The sequence below is a fragment of the Rhizobium sp. NPDC090279 genome (assembly GCF_044769665.1).
Lineage (GTDB): Bacteria > Pseudomonadota > Alphaproteobacteria > Rhizobiales > Rhizobiaceae > Rhizobium.
The window spans coordinates 108,867-120,808 of the sequence record NZ_JBIVYI010000010.1 but is presented as its reverse complement, the minus strand read 5'-3'; the positions used below and the strand labels follow the sequence as shown (position 1 = coordinate 120,808).

General features: G+C 61.8%; 8 protein-coding genes. 5 read left to right on the top strand and 3 right to left on the bottom strand.

Going from position 1 to position 11,942, the window contains the following annotated elements:
* The first annotated feature begins 19 nt into the window (after positions 1 to 19).
* From ACIQWP_RS24455 to ACIQWP_RS24440, 4 genes are read left to right on the top strand one after another with little or no spacing between them, the layout of a single operon-like run.
* Positions 20 to 1,963, top strand: a complete 1,944-nt coding sequence (locus ACIQWP_RS24455) for a DUF2207 domain-containing protein (protein ID WP_402793188.1) — start codon at positions 20 to 22, stop codon at positions 1,961 to 1,963.
* A gap of 53 nt (positions 1,964 to 2,016) precedes the next feature.
* Positions 2,017 to 2,598, top strand: a complete 582-nt coding sequence (locus ACIQWP_RS24450; RefSeq protein WP_402793186.1) for an endonuclease domain-containing protein — start codon at positions 2,017 to 2,019, stop codon at positions 2,596 to 2,598.
* Position 2,599: 1 nt separating this feature from the next.
* Complete coding sequence (glyS, locus tag ACIQWP_RS24445) at positions 2,600 to 4,714, top strand: glycine--tRNA ligase subunit beta (RefSeq protein WP_402793184.1); 2,115 nt, start codon at positions 2,600 to 2,602, stop codon at positions 4,712 to 4,714.
* A gap of 14 nt (positions 4,715 to 4,728) precedes the next feature.
* A complete protein-coding gene (locus ACIQWP_RS24440; RefSeq protein ID WP_402793182.1) occupies positions 4,729 to 5,223 on the top strand; it encodes a DUF523 domain-containing protein in 495 nt (164 codons plus the stop codon).
* 72 nt (positions 5,224 to 5,295) lie between these two features.
* On the opposite strand, the gene ACIQWP_RS24435 is transcribed toward ACIQWP_RS24440, so the two are convergent.
* The 3 genes from ACIQWP_RS24435 to purD form a co-directional block, all read right to left on the bottom strand.
* Positions 5,296 to 7,113, bottom strand: coding sequence for a methyl-accepting chemotaxis protein (locus tag ACIQWP_RS24435; protein WP_402793180.1), 1,818 nt, complete (start codon positions 7,111 to 7,113; stop codon positions 5,296 to 5,298).
* A gap of 366 nt (positions 7,114 to 7,479) precedes the next feature.
* Positions 7,480 to 7,890, bottom strand: coding sequence for a plant virulence effector HPE1-like domain-containing protein (locus tag ACIQWP_RS24430; RefSeq protein ID WP_402793178.1), 411 nt, complete (start codon positions 7,888 to 7,890; stop codon positions 7,480 to 7,482).
* Between the two features lie 112 nt (positions 7,891 to 8,002).
* Positions 8,003 to 9,271 carry a phosphoribosylamine--glycine ligase gene (purD, locus tag ACIQWP_RS24425; RefSeq protein ID WP_402793176.1) on the bottom strand — a complete coding sequence of 423 codons (1,269 nt, stop codon included), beginning with the start codon at positions 9,269 to 9,271 and terminating at the stop codon, positions 8,003 to 8,005.
* Between the two features lie 248 nt (positions 9,272 to 9,519).
* Here purD and ACIQWP_RS24420 point away from each other — a divergent pair, with 248 nt between their 5' ends.
* On the top strand, positions 9,520 to 11,829 hold the full coding sequence (locus ACIQWP_RS24420; RefSeq protein ID WP_402793173.1) for a Tex family protein: 2,310 nt from the start codon (positions 9,520 to 9,522) through the stop codon (positions 11,827 to 11,829).
* The last annotated feature ends 113 nt before the right edge of the window (positions 11,830 to 11,942 follow it).

Sequence of the window (11,942 nt, the reverse complement as noted above, 5' to 3'; positions counted from 1 at the left end):
GCGGCCATCCTTTGGGGGAGTGATGACACGGCTTTGCGGGTTCTTCCTGGCTCTGTGCCTGCTGCTATGCGCAACGGCTGTAACGGCGGCCGAACTCATCTCCAATTTCGATCAGGCAATTGCTTTGCATCGCGACGGCTCCATGCGGGTGGTCGAGACGATCTCGGTGAATGCGGAGGGTCGTGCGATCCGCCGCGGCATCTTCCGGGATTTCCCGCTGACGATGACCGATGCCAGCGGCCGCGAGATCGAGGTGGATTTCAAGGTCGTGTCCGTCGAGCGCGATGGGCAACCGGAGGAGTGGCGCAGCGAGCGTATCAAGGGCGGCGAGCGTATCTATATTGGCAACGCTGATCGTATCCTGAACCCAGGCCCGCATACGTTCCGCATCGCCTACGACACCAACCGTCAGATGCGCTACTTCGACGATCACGACGAGCTTTACTGGAACGTCACCGGCAATGGCTGGGTGTTCCCGATCCTCAATGCCAAGGCGGTCGTGACATTGCCTGATGGCGTGCAGCCTCAGCAACTCGCCTTCTTCACCGGCCCGCTCGGCGCCGACGGCAAAAATGCCAGCGCGAGTGCGCAGGGTAACACCGTAACCTTCGTCACGACACGGCCGCTCGCCATGGCCGAGGGCCTGACGATCGCCGTCAAGCTTGCAAAGGGGGCGATCGCACCGCCGAGCGGTAGCCGGCAATGGGGCTGGTTCCTCCGGGATCATCTCGACACCATCATCGCGATCGGCGGGCTGATCCTGCTGTTTGCCTACTACATGCGCAGCTGGATTGCAGTCGGCCGCGATCCTCCACCGGGCGTCATGGTTCCGCGCTGGGACCCGCCCGAGGGCATCTCGCCGGCACTCGTCAACTATATCGACAACAGGGGTTTTGCCAGCTCCAGCTGGACGGCATTCTCGGCAACGGCGATCGATCTTGCCGTGCGCGGCTATGTCATTCTCGACGATCTCAAGGGAAAAGTGGTTGTCCGCCCCACAGGCAAGGCCGGCAGCGATCTGGGTGGTGGCGACAAGGTGCTTATGCAGGCTGTCGGTCCATTCTCGCCGCTTGTCATCGACAAGGAAAATGGCGAGGCGGTGCAGCGGCTCGGCTCGAAATTCCGCAGCGCGATCGAGCGCGACCATCGCAACGAATATTACAAGGCCAATTCGCTCTACGTCATCGCCGGCATTGCCCTGTCGATCCTCATCCTGGCATCCATCATCATTTTCGGCCGGTTGCATGAAAATGCTTTGCCGCTGATCCTCATGCCCGGCTTCCTGTCGATCTTCGTGACGATCTTTACCAACATCATCGGCCGGAGATTCCGTCGCCATAATGCCGGTCTCGGCCAGCGCATCATTTCCGTTTTGATCTGCGCCTTCTTCGGCTTCATCCTGGTATCCGCTGTCGTCAACGGCTTTGGCGCTGCAGTCATGCCGCTGTGGGAGGCGGGCCTGCTGCCGCTGACGGCCGGCATCGTCGGCATTTTTGCGCTCAACGTCGTCTTCTACTTCCTGATGGGCGCGCCGACGCCGCTCGGGCGCAGGATGATGGATGGCATCGCCGGCCTCCGGCAATATCTGACGCTCGCCGAACGCGACCGGATGAACATGCAGGGCGCGCCGCAGATGTCGCCGCAGCATTTTGAAAAGCTGCTGCCCTATGCGGTCGCGCTCGGCGTCGAAAGGCCCTGGTCGAACGCTTTCGAGAATTGGCTCGCTACCGCAGCTGGCGCGACTGTCGCCGCCGCCTACGCGCCACTCTGGTATTCCGGCAATTTCAACCCCGGCAACATCGGCGGAACCATAGGCGATTTCTCGTCGTCCATGGCATCCACCATCGCCTCGACCATTCCCGCCCCGGTCTCCAGTTCGTCATCGGCTTTTGGCGGCGGAGGCGGAGGTGGCGGCGGATTTTCCGGTGGTGGCGGTGGCGGTGGAGGCGGCGGCGGCTGGTGAGCAGACACCCTCCCCTTGAGGGGGAGGGTCGGCCGTAGGCCGGGGTGGGGTAATTGTGGCAACCTCTGAAGTTAGGCAATGATCACCCCCTCCCGCCGCTTTGCGGCGACCTCCCCCCTCAAGGGGGAGGTGTTCGTCCCGATGCATCAATTTCGCTGTCTGAACAACACGGAGATCCTGTGCCCAAAGAGCCCTCCAAGCTCGATCGCTTCAAAATCGCCAACAGCCGGCGTCTGCGCGCCGATGCGACCGATGCCGAAGCCAAGCTCTGGAAGCATTTATGGCGCATTCCGATCGAAGGGACGCATTTTCGACGCCAAGTCCCAATCGGGCGCTATTTCGCTGATTTCGCTTGTCATCAGATCGGCTTGATTATCGAGCTCGACGGCAGCCAGCATGCGGAAAACGCGGCAAGGCGTTACGATGCCGAGCGCACGACCTTTCTGGAAAGCCAGGGCTACCATGTCGTCCGATTCTGGAATGCCGAGATCATGGAAGAGGTCGGGGCTGTTCTGGATACGATATTTGCCATTGTGCAGCAGCGGCAAATTTTGCTAGCAGAGGCCGACTGTTTTCACCCCACTCCGGCACGCCGTGCCGACCCTCTCTCTCAAGGGGAGGGTGAGGAACCCTAACATGCCCGATCTCCTTCTCGAACTCCGCTCCGAGGAAATTCCCGCCCGTATGCAGCGCAAGGCTGCCGGCGATCTGAAGAAGCTGGTGACCGATGCCCTGGTCGAGGCGGGTCTTTCCTATGAAGGTGCGAGGGAATACTGGACGCCGCGGCGCCTCACGCTCGATATTCGCGGCCTGACGGCGCGTTCGGCCGATATTCGCGAAGAGCGCAAGGGTCCGCGCACCGACGCCAATGAAAAGGCGATCGAAGGCTTCCTGCGCGGTGCCGGCCTTTCGTCCATTTCCGAAGCGCAGGTGCAGAGCGACCCGAAGAAGGGTGACTTCTACGTCGCGATCATTTCCAAGCCGGGTCGCTCGGCGGAAGACATCGTCGCTGCCGTGATGCCCGATATCGTCAGAAATTTTCCCTGGCCGAAATCCATGCGCTGGGGCAAGGCGTCGGCCAGGCCCGGCTCGCTGCGCTGGGTGCGCCCGCTGCAGTCGATCGTCTGCACCTTCGGCACCGAGCACGAAGAGACCGTCGTCATCCCCTTCGAGATCGACGGCATCGTCGCCTCCAACGTCACCTATGGCCATCGCTTCCATGCGCCCGAGGCCATCACGGTCAAGCGTTTTGATGACTATGTCTCGAGCCTGGAAAAGGCCAAGGTCATCCTCGATGCCGAGCGCCGCAAGGATATCATCCTGCACGATGCCCGCGATGTCGCTTTCGCCAATGGCCTCGAACTGGTCGAGGACGAGGGCCTACTGGAAGAAGTGTCCGGCCTGGTCGAGTGGCCGCAGGTGCTGATGGGCTCCTTCGAGGAAGATTACCTCTCGATCCCATCCGAAATCATCCGTTTGACCATCAAGACCAATCAGAAGTGTTTCGTCACGCGCCCGCAGGCCGGCGAGACCCTGTCCAACCGCTTCATTCTCATTTCCAATATCCAGGCGACGGACGGCGGCAAGGAAATCATCCACGGCAACGGCAAGGTCGTGCGTGCCCGTCTTTCCGACGCGCTGCACTTCTGGAAGCGCGATCAGGGCGATCTGCCCGATCTCGAAATGCTGGAAGCCTCCGCCGCGAAATTCGGTCTCGATCTGAACAAGCCGCTCGACCAGCGCATGGCCAAGCTCGATGCGCTTGGTGTTACTTTCCATGCCAAGCTCGGCAGCCAGGGCGAGCGCGTCACCCGTATCCGTGCATTGGCCGCTGACCTTGCCAAGATCACTGGCGCCGATGCCGCTTTGGTCGATCGCGCCGTCGTGCTGGCCAAGGCTGACCTGCGCACCGAGGCGGTCGGCGAATTCCCCGAGCTGCAAGGCGTCATGGGCCGCAAGTATGCGTCGCTGCAGGGCGAGAACGCGTCCGTGGCAACGGCGATCGAGGATCACTACAAGCCGCAGGGCCCCTCCGACCGCGTCCCCGAGGACAAGGTTGCGATCACGGTCGCGCTCGCCGACAAGCTGGACACGCTCGTCGGCTTCTGGGCGATCGACGAAAAGCCGACTGGCTCGAAGGACCCCTACGCGCTGCGCCGCGCCGCCCTCGGCGTCGTCCGTATCCTGCTTGAGCGCGGCGTGCGCCTGCCGCTGCTGACAGCGACTGGGGATGCCGATCTGCTGGCCTTCTTCCATGATCGCCTCAAGGTCTATCTGCGCGATCTCGGCGCCCGCCATGACCTGATCGACGCGGTTCTGACGCCGGAGACCGATGACCTCCTGATGATCGCCCGCCGCGTCGAGGCGCTGACCGCCTTCATCACGTCCGAGGATGGCAAGAACCTGCTGGCTGGCACCAAGCGCGCTACGCAGCTTCTGGCTGCCGAAGAGAAAAAGGGCACGGTTGTTGCCGATAGCGTCTCGGAAGCGCTGCTGAAGCTCGATGCCGAAAGAGATCTGTTCGCAGCCGTCAAGGCCGCTTCCGCCGAGGCATCCGATGCGATCGCCAAGGAAGACTTCCGCTCCGCCATGGCAGCGCTCTCCAAGCTGCGCGCGCCCGTCGACCGCTTCTTCGAGGATGTGCTCGTCAATGATGAGGACGCCGCCATCCGTGCCAATCGTCTGGCGCTGCTGCGCCTGATCCGCGCCGCAACCGGCACCGTCGCCGATTTCTCGAAGATCGCTGGATAGGGCATGGAGGCGCGATGACCGGAAAGATCCTCGTCAGCGCCTGCCTTATGGGCCATGCCGTCCGCTATGACGGCCGTTCCAAGCCACTCGTGCATCCGGCGATCGATCGCTGGCGTGAGGAGGGGTTGTTGGTGACGATCTGTCCGGAAATGTCTGCGGGCATGATTGTACCCAGACCGCCGGCCGAGATTGCCGGCGGCGCCACCGGCGAGGATGTGCTTGCCGGCACTGCGCGCGTGATGGAGATCAGCGGCGGTGACGTCACGGCGTCATTTCTTCAGGCGGCGGAAAATGCTCTGGCGCTCGCAAAGGAAACCGGCTGCCGCTATGCGCTGCTGATCGACGGCAGCCCATCCTGCGGCTCCGGCTTCATCTATGACGGCTCATTTTCCGGCCGCCGGCAGAATGGCCGAGGCGTCACGGCGGCGCTGCTCAAGCAGGCCGGCATCAAGGTTTATTCCGACCGCGAGATCGACAGGCTGGTCGAGCGTCTGAAGACCGCGGACTGAAGCAATCGATCGGGGCTTAAACGAAAACCGCCGGACCTAAGCCCGGCGGTTTCTCTTTGTGGCCTGCCTCGCTCAGGCGGCGCGGCGGCGATGATCCATTGCCGGATGGCTATCGTTGACGCGGAAGCCGCGGATGAGGGCCAGCAGGTCTTCCGTATCGGCGGCGAGCGTCTCGGCCGATGCCGTCGTCTCCTCCGCCATGGCGGCGTTCTGCTGGGTTGCTGCGTCGAGCTGGTTCATCGAAGAGGAGATCGAGCGCAGCGTCGTATCCTGCTCGGAGGCGCTGTGAGCGATCTTCGAGACGATCTCGTTGGCAGCCTTGATCTGGTCCGAGATGCGCTTCAGCGCTTCGCCTGCCTCGCCGACGAGGCGGACGCCCTGGTCGACCTGGCCGGAGGAGCGGGCGATCTGGTCCTTGATTTCCTTGGCGGCTGCCGCGGAACGCTGGGCGAGTTCGCGCACTTCCTGGGCGACGACGGCAAAGCCCTTGCCGGATTCGCCGGCGCGGGCGGCTTCGACGCCGGCATTGAGCGCCAGCAGGTTCGTTTGGAAGGCGATCTCGTCGATGACGCCGATGATCTTGCCGATCTCCGACGAAGACCTCTCGATGCCGCTCATGGCTTCGATTGCCTGGGCAACCACGGCATCGCTGCGCGATGCTTCCGCGCTGACGGCATGAACGCGCTTGCTGGCCTCATCGGCGCCTTCCGCCGTCTGGCGGACGGCGACCGTGAGCTCGTCGAGTGCAGCCGAGGTCTCTTCCAGGCTTGCGGCCTGGCGCTCGGTGCGCTGCGACAGTTCGTTGGAGGCGCGACGGATCTCTTCCTTGCTGAGGCCGATGTCGTTGCCCTTGGCATTGACGCGACCCATAGCGGCTTCGAGATGCGACAGTGCCTCGTTGAAGTTGTTGCGAAGGCCGGCATAGCTGGCGCCGAGATCGCCGCAACGCACCGTGAGGTCGCCGCTGGCGAGATCCTCGAGCGATTTGCCGATGACGGAGACGACGCGGGCCTGTTCGCGTGCCTCATCCTGCTGCTGGCGCAGGTTCTGCTCACGCTCGTTGCTGATTTCGAGTTCCTGTGCTGCCTGGCGATCCGAAAGGGCGTGGCGTTCGCGGACCTTTTCCTGCAGTGCCTGGGTCGCCTTGGCCATCAGGCCGATTTCGTTGCGCATTTCGACATGTGGGATAACCACCGTCACGTCCTCGTCGGCAACGGCCTTGAGGGCGGCGTGGACATCGGCGAGCGGCTTTGTGATCCCGCGGATGAAATACACGGCGGCGCCGAGGCCGATTGCAAAGACGATGCCGCAGATCAGCAGGGCGCGCCATAAGGTAGCGTTGATCTGTCCCTGCAGGTCGTCCATGTAGACGCCGCAGCCGAGCACGAGCTGCCAGGGTTCGAAGGCCGCCGAATAGCTGCCCTTCAGGAAGAAGTCGCTGTCGGGATGGCCGGGCTTGTTCCAGTAATAGATGGTGCGGCCACCACCTTTGATACCCTTCTCGACCATTTCCTTGCTGAAATGGGTGCCGTTCTTGTCGACCTGCGAGGACATGTCCTTGCCGATATTGACCGGGCTCGGGTGAATGCGCTGGATCACATTGTAGTCGAAACCGAAGAGATAGCCTGACGGCGCGAAGCTCACGTGCGACAGCACCTTGAATGCTTCGGCCTGGGCGGCCTCATGCGTCATCTCGCCGGATTTTTCGCGCTGATAATATTGGTTCAAAACCGAAATGCCGGATTCGACCTGCGTGCGCAGCATGTCGAAGCGATCGTCATAGATAGAATCGGCTTGCGACCGAATTTGAAAATAGGTTGCCACGGCAAAGGCGGCCATGAGGACGCCAAGCAGGGCAAATAATTGATGTGCGATCTTGAGATTCTTCATAACATCTCCCACAGGTAAGTGAATACCGGTGCGGTATCCTACCACCTGTGCGATCGCCTGAGAGATCCTCAATACGCTTGCCGCCGCTCGAATGACATGCTGCTGTCCGGTGAGTAGTAAAATCGCTGTTTATGTCTAAAAAAGCTTTAATTGCAGGGGGTTGGTTGCATTCATTCTGACAATGAAACCGGAGATATGCTTCTTTGGCATAAGTAATACTTACTTAGACTCGCGAATGACTTGACTCATATCCGGGATAAGTCCAGTTTATATTTTATAATATTCGAATATTATTTTAGACCAAGGGGATGCAGCTGAAGACTATTGGGGCCGGTGGTCAAGTCGGCCGGCAAAGGGATGTTCCGGTTACTGACGAAGCTGAAAGCCGGAGAGATCGAGCGGTGCGGGCTCCGGCAGGGCTGCCGTCTTGGCCGCCATGTCGATGCCGTCGGCTGGTTCGCCTGCAGCGGCAAGAGCTTCGGGCGTTGGTTTGCTCACGAACACCACGGGTGAGCCGCCCATCCATGCCTCGGTGCGCAATACTTTCTTCTCGCCGTCAACGTTGCGCACGACGATCGACTGGGTGCCCGCCGTCAGCGTGGGCACGGTATATTCCCTTTCCGTCACTTTGGGCTTGAGCGGAGGGCATTCGGCGCAGCTCTTGTCGACAATGCTGCCCCTGCCGCCGATCATCGTGCCGTCGACCGGTTGGATCGACGAGGCCGTGGCGGAACCGCCGGCCAATACGCATGCCAAGGTCAGGAAGAAGGAACGCATAACAAAGAACTCCGTCTATAGTGACGAAGATATTAGCGTCGCTTTATTTCCATCCCGTCAGGAGATTAGGTAAATATTTAATGGACTTGCAACTGTAGAAGCACAGTGACGTTTACTTTTCGCGCTCCACCGCACGCCAGCCGATATCGTTGCGATAAAAGCCGTTATCCCATTTCACTTCCCTCGCCAGGGCATAGGCGCGCTCTTTTGCTTCGCCTACAGTCTTGCCGGCTGCTGTAATGTTCAGCACCCGGCCGCCGGTCGCAACGAGGACGCCGTCCTTCAAGCCTGTACCGGCATGGAACACCTTCTTGCCATCGCCGTCGGCCGGTAGTGCCGCGATCGGTGTGTTCTTGGCATAGGCGCCCGGATAGCCCTTCGAGGCCATCACGACGGTCAGCGCCGGGTCGTCGCTCCATTCGGCCGTTACCTGGTCCAGCGTGCCGTTGGCGCAGGCAAAGAGCAGCGGCAGCAGATCGCTCTTCAGCCGCATCATCAGAACCTGGCATTCGGGATCGCCGAAGCGGACATTGTATTCGATCAGTTCGGGACCTTTGGCGGTGATCATCAACCCGGCGAAGAAGACGCCGGAGAAGGGATGGCCGCTTTCCGCCATGCCGCGCATCGTCGGCTCGATGATCTCCTTCATGGTGCGCTCGACCATGTCCGGGGTCATGACGGGAGCAGGGGAATAGGCGCCCATGCCGCCGGTGTTCGGGCCGGTATCGCCGTCGCCGACGCGCTTGTGGTCCTGCGCGGTTGCCAGCGCCAGCGCATGCTTGCCGTCGCTGAGGCAGAAGAAGCTTGCCTCTTCGCCATCCAGATAGGCTTCGATCACCACCTCCGCGCCGGCCTCGCCGAATGCACCTTCGAAGCAATCGTCGATCGCGGCAAGCGCTTCATCGATGGTCATCGCCACTGTGACGCCCTTGCCTGCCGCAAGGCCATCCGCCTTGACGACGATCGGCGCGCCCTGCGCACGGACATAGGCCTTTGCCTTTGGCGCATTGTTGAAGCGCTGGTAGGCGCCGGTTGGAATATCGTAGCGGGCGCAGATATCCTTGGTGAAACCCTTGGACCCCTCGAGCTGGGCCGCTGCAGCGGAAGGGCCGAAGACGGCGATGCCGGCGGCGCGCAGCGCATCGGCAATGCCCGCGACCAATGGCGCCTCCGGACCGACCACGACGAAGTCGATGGCCTTTTCCTTGCAGAAGGTCACGACGGCGTCATGATCGTCGATATCAAGCGCAGCAAGTGTCGCATGTTCTGCGATGCCCGGATTGCCGGGCGCGGCAGAAAGTTCCGTCAGGAGAGGCGATTGCGCCAGTTTCCACGCCAGCGCGTGCTCGCGTCCACCCGATCCGATCAACAGAACTCTCATGGCTTGCCCTTTCGTTGCATCCCTTTGCGCGGTTAAGCGGGGTTGGGCCAAAGGTCAAGCGTCAAATCCTGTGGAGGTTTGCCTGGTAACATTGCCACGCCTTTTTCTATGGCTAAAGCGGAATGCGGTTTGGACGCGAGATCGCAGCTCCCCTGCCGGATGACATGATCCGCGTCGAAAACTGTTTCTTATACCAGCGGGATCGTGCTTATGGTCCCCTTTACGATTGTCCAGTTCAGAGAGTCACAATGGCCGCCGATATCCGTTCCCTTGCTGCAACCATCGCCGCTGAGATCAATGCTCGCCCGGATCAGGCCAAGGCCGCCATTGAGCTGCTGGACGAAGGCGCAACCGTGCCCTTCATCGCCCGCTACCGCAAGGAAGTCACCGGCGGCCTCGATGACACGCAGCTTCGCAACCTGGCCGAACGGCTTGTCTATCTGCGCGAACTGGAAGCGCGCCGCGCCGCGATCATCGAATCGATCACCGGCCAGGGCAAGATGACCGACGAGCTGATGGGCAAGGTCGCGATCGTCGCCACCAAATCCGAACTGGAAGATCTATATCTGCCTTACAAGCCGAAGCGTCGCACGCGTGCCGAGATCGCCAGGGAGCGCGGCCTTGGCCCGTTGGCCGATACGATCCTCGCCGATCGTTCGAAAGAGCCCGCCGTTCTTGCCGAAGGCTTCATCACCGCCGAGGTATCAGACGTGAAGGCGGCGCTGGAAGGCGCGCGCGATATCATCGCCGAAGGCATTGCCGAGAACGCCGATCTGCTCGGCAAGCTGCGTAATTACATGAAGACCACTGCGACCCTGAAAGCCGCCGTCGTCGACGGCAAGCAGGAGGCCGGCGCGAAGTTCTCGGATTATTTTGCGCATCAGGAACGTTGGGCAACGGCGCCGGGCCATCGCGCGCTCGCCATGCTGCGCGGCTGGAACGAAGAGGTCCTGACGCTGAATATCGAGGTCGACACTGATGCCGTCTCGCCCAACAAGCCGGTCGAGCGCATGGTCACCACGGCTTACGATATCGGCGCAAGCCGGCCCGGTGACCGCTGGCTGACCGAGGTTGCGAGCTGGACCTGGCGCGTGAAGCTTTCCATGTCGCTATCGCTTGACCTGATGCGAGAGTTGCGGGAGAGGGCGGAGGAAGAGGCGATCCACGTCTTCGCCCGCAATCTGAAGGATCTGCTGCTGGCCGCTCCCGCCGGTTCGCGTGCCACCATGGGCCTCGATCCCGGCATCCGCACCGGCGTCAAGGTGGCTGTTGTCGACGGCACCGGCAAGCTCCTGGAAACGGCGACGGTCTATCCCTTCCCGCCGAAGAATGATGTGCGCGGCGCGCAGGCGACGCTGGCGGCGCTTACCCGCAAGCACAAGGTCGAGCTGATCGCCATCGGCAACGGCACGGGCAGCCGCGAGACCGAAAAGCTGGTGGCCGATATGCTGACCGAGCTGCCAGCCCCGAAGCCGACCAAGGTCATCGTTTCCGAAGCCGGCGCATCGGTCTATTCCGCCTCTGAAACAGCGGCACTGGAATTCCCCGGCCTCGACGTTTCGCTGCGTGGCGCCGTTTCCATCGCCCGCCGCCTACAGGACCCGCTGGCCGAATTGGTGAAGATCGAGCCGAAGTCGATCGGCGTCGGCCAGTACCAGCACGATGTCGACCAGCTGAAGCTGTCGCGCTCGCTGGACGCAGTCGTCGAAGATGCGGTGAACGCCGTCGGCGTCGATCTGAACACGGCCTCGGCGCCGCTGCTTGCCCGCGTCTCTGGCCTTGGTTCGTCGATCGCCGATGCGATCGTCAAGCATCGCGACGGCGAGGGTGCATTCGCGACCCGCCGCGATCTCCTGAAGGTCGCCCGCCTCGGCCAGCGCACCTTCGAACAATGCGCCGGCTTCCTGCGCATTCCCAACGGCAAGGAGCCGCTGGATGCTTCCTCCGTGCATCCCGAAGCCTATGGCGTCGCCAAGAAGATCGTCGCCGCCTGCGGCCGCGATCTACGCGCGCTGATGGGCGATACGGTGACGCTGAAGGCCGTCGACCCCAGGCAGTTCATCGACGACAAGTTCGGCTTGCCGACCGTTCGCGACATCATCGCCGAATTGGAAAAGCCGGGCCGTGACCCGCGCCCGAGCTTCAAGACCGCAACCTTCGCGGAAGGCGTCAACGAGATCAGCGACCTGAAACCGGGAATGCTGCTGGAGGGAACCGTGACCAATGTCGCCGCGTTCGGCGCTTTCGTCGATATCGGCGTCCATCAGGACGGTTTGGTACACGTTTCGCAGTTGGCCGACCGTTTCGTGAAGGACCCACACGAAGTCGTCAAGGCCGGCGATGTGGTGAAGGTGAGGGTTGTGGAGGTCGATGCGAAACGTAAGCGAATCGGCCTCTCCATGCGCAAAGATGGCGACACTGTGGCAGCCCCATCCGGGCGGGAGTCGCGCGAACAGGGCGGTGCGCGCAACGCTGGCGCTAAAGGAACCCCCCGTCCGAAGACCGAGCAGCAGGGTAGCTTTGGCGCCGCCCTGGCCGATGCACTTAAACGAAAATAAGGACTTAGCGGAACTTCGTGCAAGAATGCCACACTCTGGCAGAGTTGTTGCCAGAGTGCCAATGACTGAGAGAAGGTGAGCTTGCCACAAGGCTGTGAGGCGTTAAAGTCTTC